This window comes from Streptomyces scopuliridis (genome assembly GCF_042790125.1).
Lineage (GTDB): Bacteria > Actinomycetota > Actinomycetes > Streptomycetales > Streptomycetaceae > Streptomyces > Streptomyces scopuliridis_A.
Genome location: NZ_JBHTZS010000041.1, coordinates 34,088 through 55,915 on the forward strand (window position 1 = coordinate 34,088; position 21,828 = coordinate 55,915).

The following is a 21,828-nucleotide window of genomic DNA, read 5'->3' on the forward strand; positions in this document are numbered from 1 at the left end:
CGTATCCCTTCGTGGGTCACCACGTGCGCTCCCAGAAGGCGTGGTCGACCGACCAGCCGGAGCGCAGCAGCGTCTGGAGCACCATGTCCGCGTGGCGGGCGGGCTCCGGCTCGTGGGGGTGCACCACATGCCCGCACAGGCGGCGTCCGGCGGTGGCCCGCACGGCGGCGGCGACCAGCGCCGAGGTCGCCTCCCGCCGGTGCTCCGCGTCGTCGACGAGGATGTCCACCAGCTCGGCGAACGCCTCACCGGTGACCTCGTCCCGCTCGTCGGTCAGGACCGTTCCGTGCCCGATGGGTGCGCCCGCGATATGGGCGATGAACGAGCGGCGGCCCGGATCCGCCAACACGGCCTTGACGCCGTCGTGCTGAGCGTCCACCTCCTGGCCGGGGTAGGCGTTGCGGTACGCCCGCACCAGCCAGGCGTGGACGCGCGCGTCGTCGTCGGGGGTGGCGGGACGTACGCCCACCGCCGGGCCGGGCGAACCGGGGCGTGGCGCGGTGGCGTCCGTGCGGCGGTCGTGGCGGATATAGGTGAGACGGGGCCGCCACGGCTCCGGCAGCGGAACGCCGCCCGGCACACGCAGCAGAACCGCCTCGGCGGCCGTGTGGCGCTTCCGTACGCGGTCACAGAGCTCGCCGAGCGCCTCGGCGTCCCCGGGCAGTTCCGGGTCGCAGTACTCGACCAGGACCTGCGGGCGCGCGGTGAACGGGTCGTCGTACTGGTCGGCCACGTACCGGTGCCCGCGGACCTCGTCCATCAGACCGGCCCGCCGGGCCCGCTCCAGGTAGTCGTCCGTCGTGTTCACGGCGCCACCGGACTGGCCACGGCCCGCAGGCCGTCCCGGACGTGGGCGGCGGCACGGCGCAGATCGTCCGCGGTCACCGCGTCGATGTACGCGACCTCCTCGGCGGGCGTCCAGGAGCCGAGTCCGCCGCCGCGCAGGGCGAGGAAGCGGGCGCAGTCCAGCGGGGTGTCCATGGAGGTGAGGACCCGCATCCGTGCCTGGCGGCGTGCGGAGGCCAGATCGTCGGGTGCGGGGCCCTTCGTCGCGACCTCGTCGAGCGCGGCGCGGATCACATCGAGCGCCGCGTCGCCGTTGCCCGGCTCCACACCGGCCAGGACGCGCCACACACCGGTGTCGGCGTAACCGCGGTTCCAGGCGTAGAAGGTGTAGGCGAGTCCCGCCTCGGCGCGCAGCCGCCGGTACAGAAGCGAGGACGGGCTCGAACCGAGCAGCTGGGCGAGGACGTTGAAGTGGTGCCTGCGCGGATCGTCTTCCGGTACCGAGCGCGCTCCCGCGCAGAGCCACGTGAACTCCGCCGACCAGCACACCGGTTGTGACGGCAGCGGGGCCGGCGAGGGCGGCACGGCCGCCGGGGCCGTGCCGATCGCCGCGAGGACGCGCGGCTCGATGCCGGCCACCACGGGGTCGACCGACTTCGGCAGCCTGGGGCCCACCACGATCACCGACAGCGGAGCGGTCAGCAGCCGCTCCCCGTGGGCGGCGGCCACCGACTCCGTGTCGCACCGCTCGACATCGGCCTTCGTACCGGCGACCGGACGCCCCATCGGATGCCCGGGGAAGAACCGCGCGAGGAACGCGTCCTGCGCGACGTCGCTGTGGTCTGCCGCGGCGGCGGCCAGTTCCTGGAAGACGGCCTGCTTCTCCCGTTCGAGGACGTCCTCGCTCCAGCGCGGTTGCAGGACCGCCTGATAGAGCAGACCGGCGACTTCGTCGGCGTCGTCGGGGTCCGTCTGCGCGTAGAAGAGCATGCGGTCGAGGCCGGTCTCCGCGTTGGCGTGTCCGCCGAGCCGCTCGACGTACTCGCTCAGCGACGGGACGGCCCCGACGGGTGCCGACATCAGCACGTGCTCCAGCACATGGGCGAGCCCGCACTGCCCCTCGGGGTCGAGTCGCGAACCGTACTTCGACGCCAGGCAGATGGTGGTCGTACTCAGCCGCTCGTCGATCATGCCGACGACGGGTACGGGGCCGTCCACCGCGGTGAACTGACGCACAGCGGTCCTCCATTCGGTAATTCGCTTTCGTCAAGCGGGTATGCCGCCACCCGAAGGTGGCGGCATACATCAATGCACCGCTGTTCAGCGGTCCTTCGGCTTGACCTTGTCGAGACGCGGACGCAGGAACGCAGCGTGCTTTGCCATGATTTTCCTCCTTGATCGAACTGATCGGGACGACCGCAACGTTAGGCACTGCCCGACAGCGGCAGCAAGAGCGCTTTCTGTATTCCGCACATGGAATTGAAGGGGGTCGCGATGGGTGCTGATTACGGAATGCCCGGAGCGCGGTCCTTGCCGCGTGTCCAGGGGCATAGATCGAGGCCCGCTCGCGCAGTGATCATCCGGTGATCGCGTTCTGAGAGTGTTGTCGGGCCAGCAGCCGCACCGGGGAGAGGTGATGTGACAGCCATGAACGATCGACCGGGCCGGTTACCCCCTGCGGTGCCCCGACCGGCGCCACCGCACCTCGTCCTCGATGAGCGCCAACTCAGGCTCATCGCACTCCTGTTGGCAGGCCACACGGACGTCAGTGCCGCGCATCGGCTCGGGGTCAGCCCCCGTACCGTGACCAATATGCTGCGCGCCCTGATGAATCGGCTCGGTGTCGACAACCGCTTCCAGCTGGGCGCCGCCCTCGGCACCCACATGTGGCGCGAGACCGCGCCGATACGATCCGAACACCGTGACCGCAATGCGTTCGCACGAAATTGAAGGGGTAATTCAATGTCCCGCCGAAGCAGGCTGAAGCACCATCGGGTAAAGGAGCTGGCGACCGGAGTCGTCCTCCTCTGCGCGCTCACGGGAATGTCCACGACAGCGGTTTCGGCGGTGGTGGATTCGGCGGAGGATTCGACGCACTCGATATCGCACCATGAGTTCGGTTCCGTGACGTGGAACAATACGGGATCCGACTGGAGGGCGCCGATGTAGACGGCGCGGACGGACAACGCCGTAGCGTCGGAGCCGAGCCCGGCTCCGACGATGCGGCCCCCGATCACCTGGAATCCTCAGTCACCCGAAGTCCCGGTTTACCCGAAGTCCAGGTTTGTCCGGGGCCCCGGTCAACTCGCGGGCCGGGCCGGGCGGCAGCCGGCCGCCTCGGGCAGGCCGAGACGCGTGAACAGCGCCCGCGCGCGCTCCCACAGCACCTGCGCCTCGGCCGGGCGCCCGAGGTCGGCGAGGACATGCCCGAGGACCATCAGGGCGTGTCCCCGGTCCCGTTCGAAAGCGATGTCCTCACACTGCGCCAGCGCCTGTTCGGCGTGCGGCAGGGCCTGTTCGAGGTCGCCGAGCAGGCGCAGGCTCTCGGCGAGGCGATAGCGCGCGTGCACACTGCGGGCGTGCAGACCGGCGCTCGCACACAGCTCCAGGCACGCTTCGAACCACGACACGGCCGCGCTGTGCTCGCCCAGGCGCTGGAGCGCGAAGCCGAGGACGTACATGGCGTACGCCCGTCCCGAGCTGTCCTGCGGGTAAGCCCCGCTGTCCAGGACCTGACGGCAGACCACCACCGCCTCGGCGGGGTTCCCGGCGCGCACCTGCGCGAGCGCGGCGTTCACCATGATCGCCGTCTCACCCGAGCGGTGCCCCAGCTTCCGGGCCAGGGAGAGCGATTCGGTGAAGCACGCGACCGCCTCGTCGTGCCGCGACATGTACTGGGCGATGAGGCCGAGGTCGTTGAGGACCTGCTGGAGCACGACGTCGTCACCCACCTCGCGGCACGCCGCGAGCGCCGCTCTCGCCTCGGTCTCGGCGTCCGCGAACCGCGCGGCGGTCAGGGCGATCGTGCACCGCAGGAAGCGGGCCCGCCCCTCGGCCCGGCGGTCGCCGAGCCGCACGGCGGCGCGCACCAGGGCATCCGCCGTGGGCACCAGCTCGGCATAGCGGTCGCCCATGCCGAACGGGCTGAGCGCGATGAGCAGATCGACGGCGCGGCGCAGTCGGCGCACCTCGTCCTCGGCGCGCGCGCCGTCCGTCGCCGCGCCCCCCTCGCCGGGCATACGGGCCGTCGCCGAGGCGATCTGGGCCGCCAGAGAACGGGCCTCCTCCGCCTCGACCAGCACCCACTGCCGTGCGGCACTCAGGCCGGCGAAGGACAGACCGGGCACCCCGGGCGGGGCGAAGGCGCCGGCGACCGGGTCGGCGGGGACGGCGTGCCGGAACGCCTCGCAGGCCGTCGACAGCAGAAAGCCGAGCAGCCGGTCCTGGATCGCCGCCGGCTCGTCGGCCCGTTCGGCGCGCGACTTGCGGCGAGCGAAGGAACGCAGCAGGTCGTGGTAGTGGTAGCGGCCCAGCACCCGCGACTCCAGCAGGCAGACGTCGACCAGCGACTCAAGGGTGTCCTCGGCGTCGGCCGGGTCCGTCGCGAGCATCGCCGCGGCCGCGGCGACGCCGATCTCCCCGCAGTCCACCGCGGAGAGCCGCCGGAACGCCGACGCCTGTTCGCCCGTCAGCTGACGGTAGCTGAGTTCGAACACCGCCTCGACGGCCAGCTCACCGGCGCGCAGTTCGTCCAGGCGGCGCGACTCCACGGCAAGCCGCTCCCGCAGGCTGGCGATGGACCACATGGGGCGGGAGGCCAGCCGCGCGGCCACGATCCGCACAGCGAGCGGCAGGAACCCGCACGCCTCGACGAGCCCGAGCGCCGCCTCCGGCTCGGCCGCCACCCGCGCGTCACCGATCGCCCGGCGCAGCAGCTCGGCGGCCTCCGCGCGGTGGAAGACGTCCACGGTGACCTGCGAGGTCACCGGCAGACCGGCCATCCGGCTCCGGCTCGTCACCACCACGGCACAGCCCTCGGCGGCGGGCAGCAGCGAGCGCAACTGACAGGCGTCCCGCGCGTTGTCGAGGACGATCAGCATCCGGCGGCCGTCGACCATGGACCGGAACAGCGCGGTTCTGGCCTCGGCACCGTCCGGCAGCGCGTCGGCGGCGATGCCCATCGCGGAGAGGAAGTTCGCCAGTACGACCTCGGGTCTGCTCGGCTCCGCGTCGCCGCCGTGCAGATCCGCGTACAACTGGCCGTCGGGAAAGGCGCCCCGCACCCGGTGCGCCACATGGAGCGCCAGCGAGGTCTTGCCGACGCCTCCCATGCCGACGAGGACCGCCACCGCCGGTGTGCTGCGCCCAGGTTCCCGCAGGCACCGGTCGAGCGCGTCGACGAGATCCTCGCGCCCGATGAAGTCGGGCTCCTGGGGAGGGAGATGAGCCGGAATGGGCAGCGGCCGGGGGTTCGGCGACGGCTCCGGCCGCTCCTTGGCCCGCTCCCTCGCCTCATCCGACTCCGCGCCGCCGCCGACGAGGCCGACCACCTCGGGGACCAGGGGTGCCAAGGCGGGGTCGCGCTCAAGGATGCGCTGGTGCAGTTCCTCCAGCGCGGGTCCCGGCTCCACCCCCAGCTCGTCGACGAGGAGCTGTCGGGCGCCGCGGAAGACGGCGAGCGCGTCGGCCGACCGCCCCGCCTGATACAGGGCCGTCATCAGCAGGCCGTAGGGCCGCTCGCGCAACGGGTGTTCCGTGGTCAACTCGGTGAGTTCCGGCACGCAGCGCGCCGCGTGGCCCAGTGTCAGGTCGTACGCGAGACGCTCTTCGAGAAGATTCAGGCGCAGCTCGCCGAACCGCTGGCGCTGACGCTCCGCGAACGGGCCGGGCATGCCGGCGAGGGGCTCGCCCTCCCACAACTCCAGGGCCTGCGACAGCAGTTCCCTCACCTGCTTGGGCCGTCCCCGCGCACCGGCCCGGTCGGCCTGGGCCGTGAGCTCGGCGACCCGGAAGGTGTCGATCGCCTGCTCGGGGACATGGAGCCGGTAGCCGTCGCCCGAGGTCACGAGGATGTCCAGATCCGGCTGCCCGGCCGCGAGCGTCCGCCGCCAGCGCCAGGCGTAGGTCCGCAGGGTCGACACGGCCTTCGCGGGCGGGGCCGTGCCCCACAGCGCATCGGACAGATCGGCCGCCCCGGCGACACGCCCCGGCCTGAGCAGCAGCGCGGCGAGCATCGCCTGCTGCTGCGGATACCCCACGCCCAGGGGGACGCCGTCCCGGAGTATCCGTAACGGGCCGAGCAGCGAGAACCGGAGATGTGCCATGGCGCCTGACTCTTCTCGTATCACAGTGACTGGTTGGGTCGGTGATGGAGAAGACCGTGATCCACAGGCGTTGGTTGCATAGGCGCGGGTACCAACCGAGGATCGCTGCCGGCCCGAGAAAGGCCGGATAGTTGCCTGGTGACCACTCGTGACGGTGGTGGGGGCCGCGGTGGTCGGCCACGACACGGTGCGTCCGGCCCGCCCGGAGGTGTACGCACCGGCGGCACACCGGGGCGTTTACCCGGTGCTGCCGGGCGGCTCGGTCCCGGTCTCGGAGCGCACGGGCGTGGTGCCGAGGTCGCACGTGCCGGATGCGGGGGAGCTGTCCTCTCCCCGCATCCGGACCGTCGTACGGCCGTCGGCGCCCGTCGCGTAGGTGATCGTGCAGATCAGCTGTTGGAGCGCGGTTTCGTCGAGGCCCTTCAGCGCGACGGGCACGCTGGTCCTGACGCCGTTCCGTGAGGTGTCTTCCTGCCACACGCCCTCGCGGGGCGTGGCCGGCGGCAGTGAGGTGCGGAGGCCGGCCGCCTCCTCATCCTTGTCCGGGCCGGCGAGAAGCACGAGGACCGCTCTCTCGGCCGCTGAGGGCGGAGCGGCGGTGCCAACCGCGCCGTCGTACGGGGCGATCGGCCGGGACACCGGCATCAGCTCGCCGTCCGGGGAGTGGAAGAAGAGCAGCATCTCGCTGGTCTGGTCCAGGGCAGCGGGGACGATGGCGGGGCGGCCCGCGCCGATGACATCGGTCGGCTGGATTCCGCAGCCACCGAGCAGCAGTACGGCCGGCAGTACGGCGGCAGCACGTCGATACCCGCCCCGCGTGCGCCTCATGCGTCGGCCTCCTCGGTGCGGAGCGGTATCTCGACGGTGAAGACGGCTCCGCCGCCCGGCAGGTTCCCCGCGCGGACCGTCCCCGCGTGCAGCCGTACGTTCTCCAGTGTGATCGCCAGTCCCAACCCGCTTCCCGGCGAGCGGGTTCGGGCCGCGTCGGCCTTGTAGAAGCGGTCGAAGATATGCGGAAGCGCCTCGGGGCTGATGCCCGGCCCGCTGTCGAGGACCTCGGTGATCAGCAGGGGGCCGCCGTCCGAACGTTCCTCGGTCCGCAGCCGTACGGTGACGGGGGCGCCACCGTGACGCAGCGCGTTGCCGACCAGATTGGCGATGACGACGTCGAAACGGCGGGGGTCGAGCCGGGCGCGGAGGCCGTCGGGCAACGCGGTGACCACCCGGCCATCGGTCCAGTGCCGGTTCTGCAGGGTCTTGCGGATGGCCTCGGCGGGATCGACCTCGTCGGTGTGCAGCTCGGCGGCACGGGCGTCGAAGCGGGAGATCTCCATGAGGTCCTCGACGAGCACGGCGAGTTTCCCGGTTTCGGCGCTGACGAGCCGGACCGCCTGGGCCGTGTCGGGGTCCAGCTGCTCCGCGTCCTCGTCGAGGACTTCGGTGACGGCGAGCATTCCGGCGAGCGGTGTGCGCAGTTCGTGCGAGACGTCGGAGGCGAAGCGGCGGGAGCGCGCCTCCGCCTCCCGCAGTTTGTGCACGGTGCGTTCGAGTTCGCGCGCGGAGTCGTTGAACGTATCGGCCAGTTCGGCCAGTTCGTCGCTGCCCCGGACCTGGATCCGGGTGTCGAGCCGGCCTCTGCCGATGCTCCGGGCGGCCCGTCGTAGTTCGCGCACCGGGCGCAGCACGCTGCGCGCGGTGAGCAGGGCGGGCACGAGAGCCGCGGCGAGTCCGGGCAGGGCGCCGTCGCGGGCCGCCGTGAGGAGCGCGTCGACGTTGGTCTTCTCGTCCGTCATCCGCATGACCGCGTACAGGATGAGCCCGGTGGGCAGCGCCCCGTCGGGGCCGACCTCGACGACGGTGGGCATGGCGATGGCCAGATAGGGCTCGCCGTCCTTGACGACCCGCTCGAAGGTGCCCTGCGAGCCGGCGCGGGCGGCGCGGCGCAGTTCGGGGGTGATCACGGTGGAAACGGGGTTCGTGCCGGAGGAGAGGCGGACCGAGCCGTACTCGGCGAAGACCACCCAGGGGCGGGGATTGCTCTTCCTGGCGATGCCGTGCAGGACCGTTCTGAGTTCGTCGGGCCGCACAGGCAGTTGGAAACTGGTCTGCTCGATCTGGTCGCGGAACGACGAGACCGCGGTGTTCTGGGTGGTTTCCAGCAGTGCGCTGCGGGCCTCGCGGTAGGTCAGTGCCGCGGTGGTGCCGGCGCTGACGGCGGCGATCAGCAGGAACGCGAGTATGAGCCGGGTACGCAGTCCGAACGCCACCATCCGCATCGGGCGTCCCCGCCGCGTGGTGTTTTCTTCCTCGGCGTCGTGCACGCGGCGAAGACGTGATCCGTTGCTCATAGCGGTCCGAAGCGGTAGCCGAAGCCCCGCAGGGTCTGGATGTAGCGGGGGGAGCCCGCCCCGTCTTCGATCTTGCCGCGCAGCCGTCTGACACAGGCGTCGACCAGGCGCGCGTCGGCGTGGTAGCTGTGCTCCCAGACGTGTTCCAGCAGTTGCTGTCTGCTGAACACCTGCTCCGGCGCGGCGGACAGATGGAGCAGCAGTCTGAGTTCGGAGGGTGCGAGCGCGAGGCGCTGCCCGGACTTGGTGACGGTCAGTCCCGCCCGGTCGATGGTGAGTTCACCGTGGACCTCCGTGGCCGGTCGGCCCTGGCCGGAGTCGTCGATACGGCGCAGCACGGCCAGGATCCGGGCCTCGATGACTTCGGTGCGCGCGGGTTTGATGATGTAGTCGTCGGCCCCGGCCTCCAGGCCCACGATCACGTCGAAGTCGTCGCCGCGTGCGGTGAGCATGATGATCGGCAGCTGACTGTTCTCGCGCACGCGCCTGCACACCTGGACGCCGTTCATTCCGGGCAGCATCAGATCCAGTAGCAGCAGATCGGGGCGGAACTCGCTCAGCGCGGCGAGGCCGGCCTCGCCCGTGGCGGTGGACCGGACGTCGTGGCCGCGGCGGCGCAGACCGAGTTCGACCCCTTCGCGTACGGACGGGTCGTCCTCGATGAGGAGCACGCGGGGCATCGGTATCTCCCTGGTCGGTGGTCAGCGTCGGGCTATCCGCCGGCGTGCACCGGCGAGCAGCGTGGTCAGTTCGGTGAGCCGCAAGGGGCGGGCGAGCAGGGCGAAGGTGAGGACGATGACGACCGCGCCGGCGGCCGTGGCGGCGAGTGCTCCGGCCGGTGCGGCGCCGTCGGCGGCCAGGCGGCCGAGCAGCGCGGCGGGTACCGCCGCCAGTAGCAGCCGGACATGGGCGCCGACGACGGACGACCGCAACGGCCGGGCGACGGCGAGCCGGCGGCTCAGCACCCGACCCGTCACCGCCCAGCCCACGCACAGCGCCAGCGAGTAGGCCGCGGCCATTCCCGTCACGGCCCAGTCGGCCGGAAGCAGCAGGTACGCGGCCGTCGACAGGCCCGCGTTGAGACCCACGATCACCAGGTTGAGCAGGAAGGGTGTGCGGGTGTCGGAGAAGGCGTAGAAGGTGCGGGACAGGACGTACTGGCCGGACATGGCGACGAGCCCGGGGGCGAAGGCCATCAAGATGCCCGCCATGGCGGCGGTGTCGCCCGCGTCGGTCCTGCCGTACCCGAAGACGAGCGCCATCACCGGCTGGGCGAGGGCGAACAGCATGCAGGCGGCGGGGACGATGGCGGCGGCGCTGGCGCGCAGGGCGTGGGAGACGTCACGCCGTACGGCCGCGGTGTCCGCGTCGGCGGCGGCCCCGCTCATCCTCGGCATCACGGCGGTGACCAGGGAGACCGTGATGATTCCGTGCGGTACGACCCACAGGACGTAGGCGTTGTTGTACGCGCTGAAGCCGGGGCCGCCCGCGAGACCGGCGGTCGTGGCCAGCCGGGTCGTGACCCAGTAGGCGGCCTGGTTGGCGAGCACCAGCAGCACCAGCCACCCGGCCGAGCGCAGCGGGCGGGTCAGCCCGCTGCCGCGCCAGTCGAAGCGGGGCCGCCAGCGGAACCCGGCGGCACGCAGCGCGGGGACCAGGGCGAGCGCCTGGACGGCGATCCCGGCGGTCGTACCCCAGCCGAGCAGCGCGGTCTCGGCCGCGCTGAGGGTGCCCGCGTCGCCCGCGCCCGTGCCCACGGCCAGATAGAGCCCGAAGACGGCGATGACGACGACGTTGTTGAGGACGGGGGTCCACATCATCGCGCCGAACCGGCCACGTGCGTTGAGTACCTGCCCCAGCAGGGTGAAGACTCCGAGGAAGAAGATCTGCGGCAGGCAGTAGCGGGCGAACGCGATCGTCATGGCGGCCTGGTCGCCCGAGTAGTCGGTGTACGCGTCGACGATCGCGGGCGCCGCCCACACGGCGGCCGCGGTGATCGCCAGCAGGGCGACGACGCAGGCGGTGAGGAGCCGCTCGGTGTAGGCGGCGCCACCGTCCGCGTGCTCCTTGGCCGCCTTGACCAGCTCGGGTACGAAGACCGCGTTCAGCGCACCGCCGAGGAGCAGCACGTAGACGATCGTGGGGAGGGAGTTGCCGACCGCGTAGCCGTCGGCGGTCAGCCCGACGCCGATGGCCGCGGCGACCACGGCGGACCGGGCGAATCCGGTGGCACGGGACACGAGGGACCCGGCGGCCATGACGGCACTGCCGCGCAGCACGGAGGACGACCGGCGGCCGGCGCTGGGCTCCCGCTCGGCGGTCGGACGGGGCCCGGTCTCGTCGCCGGGTGCGGCGGCGTGCTGCTCCGGGCTGCCGTGGGCGGTCCGCTCAGGGGCCGCGGCCGATGCGTGCGCGCCGTGCTCGGTGTGCGGTCGGCTGTCGCCGCCCACCCCTGGGCCACTGTCGCCGCCCGCACCCGGGTCGCGCACGCCGAGTTCCGCGGCCCCAGGCCCGGTGCCCGCCGGTTGTCCGTCGTACGGAACCTGCCGCGGCACCATGGGATGCCCGCCCATGGGAGAACCGGGAACCACCACTGCCGGGTGGCCGAAGGCATCCCCGTCCTCTGCCGCCGCGTCGGTGGGACCGGACCCACCGCGCTCCGCGCCCGGCCGCGCCGACGCCGTCATCGGCGGGCCAGATACGCCTGGAAGGCGCGGTACAGCGTGTGGTTGGCGGTGCCGTCCAAGGGTTTCTCCCATTCCCCCAGCGTCTCGACTACCTGCCCGCCGGTGCCGAGCTTCCAGCGCAGCAGTCCGTACGCGCGTTCGTCGGGGTCGAGTGTGGAGGGTACCCCGCGCATGTCGTACACATCGGCGCCGAGTGCGTGGGCGTCGAGCAGCATGCGCCACGGAAGGGCGTTGGAGGGCCGCACCTCGCGCCGGTGGTCGGCCGAGGCGCCGGTCTGGTACCAGACCCGGCGTCCCACTGTGATCATGGTGTGGGCCGCGAGGATCTCCCCGTCGTAACAGGCGAGGTACAGCTTCATCCGGCCCGGCTCCTCGGCGTTGAGCGCCGCGTACTGACGCTCGTAGTAGGCGAGCGAGCGCCCGAGCCGGAAGCCGTCGCGCTCCTCGGTGATCCGCAGCAGCCGGTAGAACTCGGGCAGCTCGGCGGCGCTGCCCACCACCACCTCCACCCCCTCCTTCTGGGCGCGGCGGACATTGCGCCGCCACTCCTGATTGAGCCCCGACCACAGGCCGTCGCCGGTACGCCCGGCGAGCGGCACCTGAAAGACATGACGGGGCTGGGCGTCCCCGTCCCCGTCGCCGCCGCAGCGGTGCCAGCCGCGGGCGCGCAGCCGCTCGGCGACCGCGGTGCCGAGCGGGTCGACCTCGCCGGCGAGGATGTCGGCCAGCCGTACGCCGGAGCCGGTGACCGACTTGAGGAGGGCGGCGTCCCAGCGTCGGTACGCGGGTGAAGGGCCGATGCGTACGGCGAAGGCACCCGCGGCGCGCAGGTGTTCCAGCACGGGAGTGAGCCAGCCATCGATGCCGGAGGCCGCCCAGTCGGCGACGGGCCCTTCGGGAAGGTAGGCGAAGTACTTGCGGGTACCGGGGAACTGCCGGAGCAGGACGAGGGCGACCCCGGTCAGCTCACCGGCCTCCGGGGCGGGTCCCCAGCCGAGCAGCCGGGCGCGCCAGCCCTCCTTGACGTCCGCCCAGGACGGACACTGCAGGAACCCGGCTCCGAGGGCCGCACCGGTGGCGGAGGCGAGGAAGGCGCGGTAGGTCTCGGCAGTGACGGGCGCCAGGCGAAGGGGCCGGTTCTGTTGTTCCCGACCGCGGCCGGGCGGCACGAGCAGCGCTGACACAGTGTGGGCCTCTCTTCCTCCCCGCGCTGTCGCGGGGACGCCGAGGATGCTCACAGCCGCCCATGACCGTCCCGCGCGGCGAATGTGACCGGACCATGACCGTTCCTCATCAGTCGCCGTCACACTGCGCACACCGCGCTCACCAGGGATTTTCCGGCTCTAGAGTCGCGACAGCCGCTCTGTTCCGGCTCCTTGCCCAGCTATGGAGGTTCTGTTGTCCCGCGTATACATCGGTGCCCGCACCCGGCTGCGGGCCGCTGTCGCCGCCGCTCTGCTCGCGCCACTCGCCGCCTGCTCCGCGCCCTCGTCCCCGCCCGCGTCCGGGGACGCCAAGGCGTCCGACGAAGGGCCCGTCACCGTCTCCGTCACACCGAAGGGACAGCGGGCCCCCGCGGGCCGGCCGGTCTCGGTCACCGCGTCCGGCGGGAGCCTCACCTCGGTAAAGGTCACGGATGCCGAAGGCCGCGCACTGCGCGGCAGGATATCGGCGGACGGCGCGGCCTGGACCTCCGACCGCAATGCCGCGCCGGGCACCGCGTACAAGGTCACGGCGGCGACCCGGACCAGGGGCGGCACCGCCGGCACGGCCCGCGCCTCCTTCGCCACCGCCGAGGCGGACAAGGTCAACAAGGTCGACTGGCGGCCGGGAGCCGGCACCACGGTCGGCGTCGCCCAGCCGATCTCCTTCGTCTTCGACAACCCCGTCAAGAACCGGGCCGCGGTCGAGAAGCGCCTCAAGGTCAGCACCTCGAACGGCACCGAGGGCTCCTGGGGGTGGATGCGTGACTGGTCGGGGAAGGACCGGGTGGACTGGCGGCCCAGGTCGTGCTGGAAGCCCGGCACGCGCGTCACCTTGAACGCCGAGCTGAACGGCACCGACTCGGGCGCGGACGGCGGCTGGTTCGTACGCGACTACACCACCAACTTCACCGTCGGCACACGGCAGGTCGTCGAGGTCGACCTCGACAACCACCGGCTCACACTGACACGCGACGGCAAGGCCGTCCGGCGTATCCCGGTGTCCGGCGGCACACCCGGCGGCGACAAGCGCTCCTGGCGCGGTACCACGGTGCTGATGGCCAAGGAAGGCACGATCAACATGAACTCCGAGACTGTCGGCCTCGGCGACGCCTACAACAAGATGGTCGACTACTCGATGCGGCTGACCTGGTCGGGGACGTACGCGCACGCCGCACCCTGGAACGCCCAGTACCTCGGCAAGGCCAACCGCAGTTCCGGCTGCATAGGCATGAGCGACGCGAACGCCGCCTGGCTCTACGGGCAGGTACGGCCGGGCGACCCGTTCGAGATCAAGGGCCGGGACACCAAGGGAACGGTCGCGCTGCCCAACGGATTCGGCGAGTGGAATCTGTCCTGGACCGAGTGGCGGCAGAAGAGCGCCCTGCACTGAGCCGGGCGGCCGGCACAACACGCCCCCGCCCGCCGAGGGGGCCGTCGCCGCGGTCGGGTGGCCGGGCGGCGGCATTCGGCCGACGGCGGCGGCCGGTTCGGTGAGGACGGGTACCGACTCACACCGTGGCCTGTCAGGATGGCCGCATGGGGAAGAACACTGCGGTGCGTCGACTCGACCTCGGGTACTTCATCCGGCCGGCTTCGGAAACAGGCGGCCCGGAACCGCGAGTTGAACCCGTGCTCGCCTATCTGGTGCAACGCGACCAGGGACTGATCCTCTTCGACACCGGCATCGGCAGCGCCGATCCCGAGACCGAAGCGCACTACCGACCCCGACGCCGTGCGCTGCAAGAGGCGCTGTCGGCGGCTGGAGTCACCCTCGGCGACATCTCTCTGGTCGTGAACTGCCACCTCCACTTCGACCACTGCGGCGGGAATCCTCTCCTGGCCGGCAAACCGATCCTGGTCCAGGAAGCCGAGCTGGCCACCGCCCGCCGGGGCGGCTACACCATCGACGAGCTTGTCGACTTCCCCGGCGCGGCCTACGAGGAACTCGCTGGTGAGACCGAGATCTGGCCGGGCGTCTGGATCATCCCGACACCCGGGCACACCCAAGGGCATCAGTCGCTGGTCCTTCGGCAGGACGACGGCACCGTGATCCTCGCCGGCCAGGCACACGACTTCGCCTCCCAGTTCGGGTCGGGCCAGCTGGCCCGCCAGGCCGCACTGCACGGCGTTGAACAGCCGCTTCCTGCCTATGAGCACTGGTTGGAGCGGCTTGCCGAATTCGACCCACGACGTGTGCTCTTCGCTCACGACTGCTCGGTCTGGGAACCCTCACACAGCGACTCCCAGGGCGGCGGTTCGTGCGTCGTTCGCGGTGCGGCGCCGTAGGCAGGCCCATCCATCGAGCAGCGAGGACGTGCACACCGCGGTCAACGGCTCGATCAGCCCTCACTGCCCGTCGGACAGACCCGACTTGCGCAGACCGGACTTGCACAGACCGGACTTGCACAGACCGGACTTGCGGGGCTCGCGCTCGCTCACGGTGTTGAGCCCAGCACTCCCGAGTGGTCCCGGGCGGGCGTCGGCGGCACCGTCGCCAGGGCGAGTACGGCGATCGCGGCGGCCAGGGCGAAGACGTAGAACCCCCACGGGTAGGCCACGCCCATCGCGACCAATTGCCCACCGAGGTAGGGCCCGACGATCGCGCCCGCCCGGCCGACACCGGCGGACATGCCCAGCGCGGTGCCGCGGATCGCGGGCGGGTAGAGGTGTCCGACGAAGGCGTAGACGAGAACCTGCGCGCTGAAGACGAAGACACCCGCGGCGAGTACGGCGGCGTGCACCAGGAGCGAGCTGCCGGTCCTGATGCTGAGGAGCGCGAGGAAGATCCCGGCGAGCCCGAACCAGGCGAGCACGGTCGCTTTGGTGCCGCGCAGGTCGGCGATCGATCCGGCGACGAGCAAGCCGATGACCGCGCCCACGTTGAGCACAAGCAGCAGGGTGAGTCCGCTGGTCAGGGAGTAGCCCGCCTGGCCCATGATCGTGGGCAGCCAGGTGTTGAGACCGTAGACCAGCAGCAGGCCCATGAACGAGGCGGCCCAGATGCCGAGACTGATCCGGCGGTAGTCGCCCCGCACCACGTCGCTACTCCGTGCCGGTTCGGCCTGCCCTTGTGCGACGCGCAGGTACGTCTCGGACTCGGGCAGCTTCGCCCACATCAGCGGCAGGCTGACCAGACCGAGGATCCCGCCGAGCGCGAACATCCACTGCCAGCCCAGGTTCGGGATCACCCACAGGGCCGCCAGCGCGGTGAGCACGGCACCGACGTGATAGCCGGTCATCATGCGGGTGACCGCCGTGCCGCCGCGGCCGGCGCCCGCGTGCTCGGACATGAAGGCCAGAGCGGTCGGCAGACAGGCGCCGAGACCGAGCCCGGCGAGGAAGCGCAGCAGCACGAAGGTCGCCACGTTCGGTGCGACGGCGATGGCCAGCGTGAACAGGGAGAACGCGGCGATGCAGCCGATCAGGCAGCGCCTGCGTCCGTAGCGGTCGGTGAGGGGGCCGATCGCGATGGCGCCGATGCCGACGCCGACCAGGCCGATGGTCGCGGCGGTGGTCAGTGAGGCGGAAGTGAAGCCGAGGGCTTGGGACTTGGCGATCGTGGGGATGACCGCGCCGAGCACGACGAGGTCGAAGCCGTCGAGGGCGACGGCGATCCAGCACAGCAGGACCGGCCAGCGGTTGCCTGGTCGCTGTTGCCCGGTGCGCGGGGTCGATTTCGCTGTTGGCATGGGGGCCTCCGTTCGGGTGTCCGTGAGCGTGACAGCTGTCACAGGCGACCCCAACGGTTCTCTTCCGCTGAGCGGAAGGTCAGTCGGGCGCGTGGGAACCGAGGCTCCGCCCGATGCCCTGGGCGGCCACCTGGAGGGCCGCGACCAGGCGCGCCTTGTCGCGGCGGAAGTTCGGCACGACGACTCCGAGCGCGGCCACTACCGCGGCGTCGCCGGACAGGGCCGGCGCGACGACCGGCACGGCCAGGGAGCAGGCGCCGAGCGACATCTCCTCGACGGTACGCGCGTAGCCGTCCCGCGCCACCCGCGCCAACTGCTCACGCAGCCGGGCGGGTTGGGTGATCGTGTACGGCGTGATCCGGGTCAGGTTCGCCAGCACCCGGTCGCGCACCTGTTCCGGCGCGTGGGCCAGCAGCACCTTGCCGACACCGGTCGCGTGCATCGGCAGCCGGGTGCCGACCGTGCTGACCACCGGGACCGATGCCCGGCCGGAGAGCCGTTCGACATAGAGGACGTACGTCCTGTCCCGGACGGCCAGGTGCACGGTCGCCAGCGTGGCCGCGTGGATGTCGTTCAGGAACGGCGAGGCGACCTGCCGCAGCTCGGTCTGTACGGGCGCGAGCAGGCCGACGTCCCAGATCCGACGGCCCACGACGTACTCCCCGGACGCCCTGCGCAGCAGCGCCCCGCCCATGACGAGTTCGCCGGCCAGCCGGTGCGCTGTCGTCAGGGGCAGGTCCGCGCGCCGGGCCAGATCGGCCAGGGTGAGCCTGCGGTGGCGGTCATCGAAGGCGTACAGCAGCGACAATGCCCGCGACACCACCGAGACTCCGGGGCTCGACGTGTTCCCAGCCATCAGGCTCCTTCCGCTCAGCGGAAGCATAGGCTCGCTCGCCCTCACCCGGAAGGCCCACGATGTGGGCCATGAGCACGAGCGAGGCGTCACAGGAGACGCAGACCACCGTGAGCGATCAGATCGCACGGCTGCACCGTGCGACGACGCCGGCGCAGACGCAGCCGCGGCTGGACTTCGCGCCGTACCGCAGTTCGGTGCTAAGGCACCCGACCAGAGCGTTGTGGCTCGCCGACCCCGAGGGCGCCGAGCTGGTGGCCCCCGCCTTCGGTCACAGCGACGTCGATCCGCTGGAGGCCGACCTGACGATCCAGGACGGCGGCGAGCCGATCGGCGAACGGCTCATCGTCACCGGGCGGGTCCTCGACGGCTGGGGCAAGCCGGTGCGGCACCAGTTGGTGGAGATCTGGCAGTCCAACGCGGCAGGCCGCTATGTGCACAAACGCGACCGGCACCCCGCGCCGCTCGACCCGCACTTCACCGGGCTGGGCCGGTGCCTCACCGACGACGAGGGGTGGTACCGCTTCACGACGATCAAGCCCGGCCCGTACCCGTGGCGCAACCACCACAACGCGTGGCGCCCGGCGCACATCCACTTCTCGGTGTTCGGCACCGAGTTCACCCAACGGATGGTCACCCAGATGTACTTCGCGGGCGATCCGTTGTTCGCGTTCGACCCGATCTACCAGTCGATCACCGACGAGGCCGCGCGCGAGCGCCTCGTCGCCGCCTACGACCACGACCTGACCCAGCACGAGTGGGCCACCGGCTACCGCTGGGACATCGTGCTCACCGGCAGCCACGCCACTCCGATGGAGCGCGACCATGGCTGAGCCACTGCCGCCCACGCCCGGCCAGACCGTCGGCCCGTTCTTCCACTACGCGCTGCCCTACCCGCGCGGCAACGAACTCGTGCCGCCCGCGACCCCGGGAGCGATCCGGCTGCACGGCACGGTGTACGACGGCGCCGGCACGCCGGTCCCGGAAGCGCTGGTGGAGATCCGCCAGGCCGACGGCGGGGGCCGGGTGCCGCGTGCGGAGGGCTCGCTCCGCCGCGACGGGACGGCGTTCACCGGCTGGGGACGCGCGGCCACCGACAGCGTCGGCCGCTACTCGTTCACCACCTGCGAACCGGGACCGGCAGGACCGGGGAGCGCGCCGTTCTTCTCCGTCGTGGTGTTCGCCCGCGGCCTGCTCAACCGGCTGTTCACCCGCGCCTACCTGCCCGGCACCGCCGCGGACCCGTTCCTGGACTCGGTGGAGCCCGCCCGGCGCACGACCCTGCTGGCCGCACGCGAGGACGATGGATCCCTCCGCTTCGACATCCGCCTCCAGGGCGACCGCGAGACGGTCTTCCTGCACTTCCCCGGGCACGGCCCGCGATGAGCCTGCTGTCCCCGGGCGCGCACCGGGCCGCCGGGCTGGCCGACGACGCGGCGCTGGTGGCCGCGATGCTCGCCGTCGAGGCCGCGTGGCCGCACGCGCTGGCAGCCGCCGGGGCTCTGGACGCCGCGGACGCCGCCGCGCTCGACCGGGCCGTCCGCGGCTGGCCGGTCGATCTCGACCGACTGCGCACAGGCGCCGAGGACGCGGGGAACCCCGTGGTACCGCTGGTCGGCGCGCTGCGCGACGCCGTCCCCGACGACCGGCTGGCCCGCATGATCCACCGCGGACTGACCAGCCAGGATGTGCTCGACACCGCGCTGGTACTGATCGCCCGGAACACCTTGAACCGTGTCCGGGACGATCTGGGCCACACCGCCCGCGCCTTGGCCGCGCTGGCCGGGCGGCACCGCGGCACCGTGATGGCGGGCCGCACGCTCACCCAGTACGCCGTGCCGGTCACCTTCGGGCTCAAGGCCGCGCAGTGGCTGTCCGGGGTACTCGATGCCCACGACGACGTCGAGCACGCGCTGCGCGGGCTGCCGGTCCAGTGCGGCGGTGCCGCGGGCACCCTGGCCCTGGTGGCCGAGACCGGCGCCGACCCGGTCGCGGCGGCTCGCGCGTTCGCCGACCGGCTCGGCCTGGTCTGGCCCGGCCTCCCCTGGCACACCACCCGTACCCCGGTCACCCGGATCGGCGCGGCCCTCGCGGGCGTCTGCGCGACGACGGGGGTGATCGCCTCGGATGTCGCCGTCCTGTCCCGGCCCGAGATCGCCGAGGTCCGCGAGGGCGCCGTCGCGGGCCGGGGCGGCTCCTCGACCATGCCGCACAAACGCAACCCGGTGCTGGCCGTGCTGGTGCGCGGCGCCGCGCTCCAGGCCCCGCAGCTGGAGGCCCAGCTCAGGCTCGCCGCGGGACTGACGCTGGACGAGCGGCCCGACGGCGCCTGGCACAGCGAGTGGCCCGCGCTGCGCCGGCTGCTTGAACTGACGGTCACCGCCGCGTCGCAGACCGCCGAGCTCACCGCGGGCCTGGAGGTGGACGCCAGGACGATGACCGCCCGCGCCCGCGCCGCCTCCGGCCTGCTGCTCGCCGAACGCGGCACACCGGGTGATCCGGCCGGCTATCTGGGTGCCTCGGGTGCGTTCGTCGACACCGTTCTGGCCCGGTTCCGGACGGCAGGGGCGGACCATGACTGAGGCCCCCCGCCTGACCTTCACGCGCCTGGCAGGCAGCCCCGGCAGGGGAGCCCCGCTGGTTGTCGGCCCCTCCCTCGGCACCTCGGTCGCCGCGCTGTGGGGCACCACCGCCACGCTGCTGTCCGGCCACTTCGACGTCATCGGGTGGGATCTCCCGGGCCATGGACGCAGCGCGCCGGCCACGGCGCCGTTCACCGTCGGCGGGCTCGCGGCGGCGGTGCGGCGGGGGACCGCCGGGCTGTGGGACGGCGACCGTCGCGCCTGGTACGCCGGTGTGTCGCTGGGCGGCGCGGTCGCCCTGGAGCTGGCGCTCACGCCCGGAGTGTTCGACCGGGTGGTGTGCATCGCCGCCGCGGCCCGGATCGGCGACACGGCGGCGTGGCACGAACGCGCTGATCTGGTTCGCCGCGACGGGACGAGCGCGCTGGTCCCCGGTTCCAGGCGGCGCTGGTTCGCCCCCGGCTTCACCGAACGCGACCCGGACACGGCCGAGCGCCTGGTGCGCTCGCTCATTGAGACCGACCGCGAGTCCTACGCCCTGGCCTGCGAAGCCCTCGCCGCATTCGACCTGCGCGGCCAACTGCACCGGAGCGTGGTCCCGTTGCTCGTCGCGCCCGGCGAACACGACGTCGTGGTCCCACCCTCACCGGCAGCCCGTACCGCCGCGATCGCGCCGGGCGCGGCGCTGCGCGTCCTCGACGGCTGCGGACACCTGCCGCCCGCCGAACGCCCGGCCGCCGTGGCCGCGTTGCTCACCTCCGACACCTGGGAGCTCCCATGACCAACCCCTACGACACCGGAATGCGGGTGCGTCGCCAGGTGCTCGGCAACGCGCACGTCGACCGAGCCGAAGCGGGCAAGACCGCGCTCACCGCGGACTTCCAGGCGCTGATCACCCGCTACGCCTGGGGCAGCGTCTGGACCCGCCCCGGCCTGGACCACCGCGCCCGCAGCGTCGCCACGCTCACCGCGCTGCTCGCGCTCGGGCACTGGGAGGAGTTCGCGATGCACGTGCGCGCCGCCCGTACCAACGGCCTCACCGAGGCCGAGATCGGCGAGGTGATCATGCACAGCGCCATCTACTGCGGTGTGCCCGCCGCCAACCGCGCGTACGCGATCACCCAGCAGGTCCTCGACGCGCTGGAGGCCGGTGATGAGTGAGGTGTTCCTGTACGACGCGGTGCGCACGCCGTTCGGCCGGTACGGTGGCGCGCTGGCCGGAACACGCCCGGACGACCTGGCCGCCCTGGTCGTACGCACCGTGGTCGGACGGAACCCGGACCTGGACCCGGCTCGGGTGGACGAGATCGTGCTGGGCAACGCCAACGGCGCCGGTGAGGACAACCGCAACGTCGCCAGGATGGCGGGCCTGCTCGCGGGCCTGCCGGTCAGCGTCCCGGCCACGACGGTGAACCGGCTGTGCGGCTCCAGCCTGGACGCCGTCATCGCGGGATCGCGCCGCCTCGCGCTCGGCGAGGGCGATGTGGTGGTGGCGGGCGGTGTGGAATCGATGTCCCGCGCGCCCTGGGTACTGCCGAAACCGGCCACGCCGTTCCCCGCGGGCAACGCCGAACTCGTCTCCACGGCGCTCGGATGGCGGCTGGTCAATCCGGCGATGCCCGGCGCGTGGACCGTTTCACTGGGCGAAGCGACCGAGCAGCTGGCCGAGCGCGAGAAGGTCGGCCGAGCGGACCAGGACGCGTTCGCGCTCCGTTCGCACCAGGCCGCCACGGCGGCCTGGGAACGCGGGTTCTACGACGACCACATCGTCGCCGTGCCGGGCGCGGAACTCACCCGCGACGAGTCGATCCGGCCCGGCGCCGGCCTGGCGAAGCTGGCCGCCCTGCCGCCGGTGTTCCGCGCGGGCGGCGCCGTCACCGCGGGCAACTCCTCGCCGCTCAGCGACGGCGCCTCGGCCGTCCTGCTCGGCAGTCCGAACGCCGCCCGTCTGCTGGGACGCGAACCGCTGGCCCGGGTCGCGGGCTGGGGCGCCGCCGCGAACGAACCGCAGTTCTTCGGGTTCGCGCCGGTCGAAGCGGCCAACCGCGCGCTCGAACGCGCAGGGATCAGCTGGTCCGAAGTCGCCGCGGTCGAACTGAACGAGGCGTTCGCCGCCCAGGCGCTGGCCTGCGTCCGCGCCTGGGGAATCGACCCGGTGATCGTCAACCGCAACGGTGGCGCGCTCGCCATCGGCCACCCTCTCGGCGCGTCCGGCACCCGAATCCTCGGCGCCCTCGCCCGGACACTCGCCGAGACCGGCGGCCGGTGGGGTGTCGCGGCGATATGCATCGGCGTCGGCCAAGGTCTCGCCGTGGTCCTGGAGAACGTCGGCACGGGGAACGGGGGCGCCTGAG

At 72.2% G+C, this 21,828-nt stretch carries 19 protein-coding genes; 9 read left to right on the plus strand and 10 right to left on the minus strand.

Annotated features, from left to right (window positions below):
* Positions 1 to 16 precede the first annotated feature (16 nt).
* Together ACFRKB_RS35465 and ACFRKB_RS35470 are read right to left on the minus strand one after the other, a co-directional pair.
* Positions 17 to 808 carry a hypothetical protein gene (locus ACFRKB_RS35465; RefSeq protein WP_383110732.1) on the minus strand — a complete coding sequence of 264 codons (792 nt, stop codon included), beginning with the start codon at positions 806 to 808 and terminating at the stop codon, positions 17 to 19.
* Positions 805 to 2,022: a M16 family metallopeptidase gene (locus tag ACFRKB_RS35470; protein WP_383110733.1), complete on the minus strand. Its 1,218-nt coding sequence runs from the start codon at positions 2,020 to 2,022 to the stop codon at positions 805 to 807. The genes ACFRKB_RS35465 and ACFRKB_RS35470 overlap by 4 nt, the downstream gene beginning before the upstream one ends.
* Before the next feature lie 411 nt (positions 2,023 to 2,433).
* Between ACFRKB_RS35470 and ACFRKB_RS35475 the strand changes: the two genes are divergently transcribed.
* A complete protein-coding gene (locus tag ACFRKB_RS35475; RefSeq protein ID WP_383110734.1) occupies positions 2,434 to 2,736 on the plus strand; it encodes a LuxR C-terminal-related transcriptional regulator in 303 nt (100 codons plus the stop codon).
* A gap of 350 nt (positions 2,737 to 3,086) precedes the next feature.
* On the opposite strand, the gene ACFRKB_RS35480 is transcribed toward ACFRKB_RS35475, so the two are convergent.
* The 6 genes from ACFRKB_RS35480 to ACFRKB_RS35505 all read right to left on the minus strand — a co-directional run bounded on the left by ACFRKB_RS35480 (position 3,087) and on the right by ACFRKB_RS35505 (position 12,329).
* Positions 3,087 to 6,110 (minus strand): AfsR/SARP family transcriptional regulator, encoded by a 3,024-nt coding sequence (locus ACFRKB_RS35480; protein WP_383110735.1) that lies wholly within the window; start codon positions 6,108 to 6,110, stop codon positions 3,087 to 3,089.
* 237 nt (positions 6,111 to 6,347) lie between these two features.
* Positions 6,348 to 6,938 carry a hypothetical protein gene (locus tag ACFRKB_RS35485; protein ID WP_383110736.1) on the minus strand — a complete coding sequence of 197 codons (591 nt, stop codon included), beginning with the start codon at positions 6,936 to 6,938 and terminating at the stop codon, positions 6,348 to 6,350.
* Positions 6,935 to 8,386: a sensor histidine kinase gene (locus ACFRKB_RS35490; RefSeq protein ID WP_383110737.1), complete on the minus strand. Its 1,452-nt coding sequence runs from the start codon at positions 8,384 to 8,386 to the stop codon at positions 6,935 to 6,937. The genes ACFRKB_RS35485 and ACFRKB_RS35490 overlap by 4 nt, the downstream gene beginning before the upstream one ends.
* A 68-nt stretch (positions 8,387 to 8,454) precedes the next feature.
* The gene (locus tag ACFRKB_RS35495) at positions 8,455 to 9,138 is read right to left on the minus strand and encodes a response regulator (protein WP_383110738.1); all 684 of its coding nucleotides are present in this window, start codon (positions 9,136 to 9,138) and stop codon (positions 8,455 to 8,457) included.
* A gap of 21 nt (positions 9,139 to 9,159) precedes the next feature.
* On the minus strand, positions 9,160 to 10,716 hold the full coding sequence (gene murJ / locus ACFRKB_RS35500) for a murein biosynthesis integral membrane protein MurJ (protein ID WP_383110761.1): 1,557 nt from the start codon (positions 10,714 to 10,716) through the stop codon (positions 9,160 to 9,162).
* A gap of 425 nt (positions 10,717 to 11,141) precedes the next feature.
* Entirely contained in the window at positions 11,142 to 12,329 is a 1,188-nt protein-coding gene (locus ACFRKB_RS35505) for a lipid II:glycine glycyltransferase FemX (protein ID WP_383110739.1), read from the minus strand.
* Between the two features lie 202 nt (positions 12,330 to 12,531).
* On the opposite strand from ACFRKB_RS35505, the gene ACFRKB_RS35510 reads away from it, so the two are divergent.
* Positions 12,532 to 13,740: a L,D-transpeptidase gene (locus ACFRKB_RS35510; protein ID WP_383110740.1), complete on the plus strand. Its 1,209-nt coding sequence runs from the start codon at positions 12,532 to 12,534 to the stop codon at positions 13,738 to 13,740.
* Between the two features lie 146 nt (positions 13,741 to 13,886).
* Positions 13,887 to 14,636, plus strand: a complete 750-nt coding sequence (locus ACFRKB_RS35515; RefSeq protein ID WP_383110762.1) for an N-acyl homoserine lactonase family protein — start codon at positions 13,887 to 13,889, stop codon at positions 14,634 to 14,636.
* 149 nt (positions 14,637 to 14,785) lie between these two features.
* Here the strand turns inward: ACFRKB_RS35515 and ACFRKB_RS35520 are convergent, their stop codons facing one another.
* Together ACFRKB_RS35520 and ACFRKB_RS35525 are read right to left on the minus strand one after the other, a co-directional pair.
* Positions 14,786 to 16,039, minus strand: a complete 1,254-nt coding sequence (locus tag ACFRKB_RS35520; protein ID WP_383110741.1) for an MFS transporter — start codon at positions 16,037 to 16,039, stop codon at positions 14,786 to 14,788.
* 79 nt (positions 16,040 to 16,118) lie between these two features.
* Positions 16,119 to 16,895, minus strand: a complete 777-nt coding sequence (locus ACFRKB_RS35525; RefSeq protein WP_383110742.1) for an IclR family transcriptional regulator — start codon at positions 16,893 to 16,895, stop codon at positions 16,119 to 16,121.
* A 68-nt stretch (positions 16,896 to 16,963) separates the two neighbouring features.
* Between ACFRKB_RS35525 and pcaH the strand changes: the two genes are divergently transcribed.
* Genes pcaH through ACFRKB_RS35555 form a run of 6 tightly spaced genes read left to right on the plus strand, consistent with a single transcriptional unit; the run spans position 16,964 to position 21,827 of the window.
* Positions 16,964 to 17,725, plus strand: a complete 762-nt coding sequence (gene pcaH / locus ACFRKB_RS35530; protein ID WP_383110743.1) for a protocatechuate 3,4-dioxygenase subunit beta — start codon at positions 16,964 to 16,966, stop codon at positions 17,723 to 17,725.
* Positions 17,718 to 18,278: a protocatechuate 3,4-dioxygenase subunit alpha gene (gene pcaG / locus ACFRKB_RS35535; RefSeq protein WP_383110744.1), complete on the plus strand. Its 561-nt coding sequence runs from the start codon at positions 17,718 to 17,720 to the stop codon at positions 18,276 to 18,278. The genes pcaH and pcaG overlap by 8 nt, the downstream gene beginning before the upstream one ends.
* Complete coding sequence (locus tag ACFRKB_RS35540) at positions 18,275 to 19,474, plus strand: lyase family protein (protein ID WP_383110745.1); 1,200 nt, start codon at positions 18,275 to 18,277, stop codon at positions 19,472 to 19,474. Before pcaG ends, ACFRKB_RS35540 begins: the two co-directional genes overlap by 4 nt.
* Positions 19,467 to 20,255, plus strand: coding sequence for an alpha/beta fold hydrolase (locus ACFRKB_RS35545; RefSeq protein ID WP_383110746.1), 789 nt, complete (start codon positions 19,467 to 19,469; stop codon positions 20,253 to 20,255). The genes ACFRKB_RS35540 and ACFRKB_RS35545 overlap by 8 nt, the downstream gene beginning before the upstream one ends.
* A complete protein-coding gene (gene pcaC, locus ACFRKB_RS35550; RefSeq protein ID WP_383110747.1) occupies positions 20,252 to 20,635 on the plus strand; it encodes a 4-carboxymuconolactone decarboxylase in 384 nt (127 codons plus the stop codon). Before ACFRKB_RS35545 ends, pcaC begins: the two co-directional genes overlap by 4 nt.
* A complete protein-coding gene (locus tag ACFRKB_RS35555; protein WP_383110748.1) occupies positions 20,628 to 21,827 on the plus strand; it encodes a thiolase family protein in 1,200 nt (399 codons plus the stop codon). Before pcaC ends, ACFRKB_RS35555 begins: the two co-directional genes overlap by 8 nt.
* The last annotated feature ends 1 nt before the right edge of the window (position 21,828 follow it).

Coding starts and splice junctions, on each gene's coding strand:
- ACFRKB_RS35475 (WP_383110734.1), top strand. CDS start 2,434: ATGAACGATCGACCGGGCCGGTTACCCCCTGCGGTGCCCCGACCGGCG.
- ACFRKB_RS35480 (WP_383110735.1), bottom strand. CDS start 6,110: ATGGCACATCTCCGGTTCTCGCTGCTCGGCCCGTTACGGATACTCCGG.
- ACFRKB_RS35485 (WP_383110736.1), bottom strand. CDS start 6,938: ATGAGGCGCACGCGGGGCGGGTATCGACGTGCTGCCGCCGTACTGCCG.
- ACFRKB_RS35490 (WP_383110737.1), bottom strand. CDS start 8,386: ATGCGGATGGTGGCGTTCGGACTGCGTACCCGGCTCATACTCGCGTTC.
- ACFRKB_RS35495 (WP_383110738.1), bottom strand. CDS start 9,138: ATGCCCCGCGTGCTCCTCATCGAGGACGACCCGTCCGTACGCGAAGGG.
- murJ (WP_383110761.1), bottom strand. CDS start 10,716: ATGGCCGCCGGGTCCCTCGTGTCCCGTGCCACCGGATTCGCCCGGTCC.
- ACFRKB_RS35510 (WP_383110740.1), top strand. CDS start 12,532: ATGGAGGTTCTGTTGTCCCGCGTATACATCGGTGCCCGCACCCGGCTG.
- ACFRKB_RS35515 (WP_383110762.1), top strand. CDS start 13,887: ATGGGGAAGAACACTGCGGTGCGTCGACTCGACCTCGGGTACTTCATC.
- ACFRKB_RS35520 (WP_383110741.1), bottom strand. CDS start 16,039: ATGCCAACAGCGAAATCGACCCCGCGCACCGGGCAACAGCGACCAGGC.
- ACFRKB_RS35525 (WP_383110742.1), bottom strand. CDS start 16,895: ATGGCTGGGAACACGTCGAGCCCCGGAGTCTCGGTGGTGTCGCGGGCA.
- pcaH (WP_383110743.1), top strand. CDS start 16,964: ATGAGCACGAGCGAGGCGTCACAGGAGACGCAGACCACCGTGAGCGAT.
- pcaG (WP_383110744.1), top strand. CDS start 17,718: ATGGCTGAGCCACTGCCGCCCACGCCCGGCCAGACCGTCGGCCCGTTC.
- ACFRKB_RS35540 (WP_383110745.1), top strand. CDS start 18,275: ATGAGCCTGCTGTCCCCGGGCGCGCACCGGGCCGCCGGGCTGGCCGAC.
- ACFRKB_RS35545 (WP_383110746.1), top strand. CDS start 19,467: ATGACTGAGGCCCCCCGCCTGACCTTCACGCGCCTGGCAGGCAGCCCC.
- pcaC (WP_383110747.1), top strand. CDS start 20,252: ATGACCAACCCCTACGACACCGGAATGCGGGTGCGTCGCCAGGTGCTC.
- ACFRKB_RS35555 (WP_383110748.1), top strand. CDS start 20,628: ATGAGTGAGGTGTTCCTGTACGACGCGGTGCGCACGCCGTTCGGCCGG.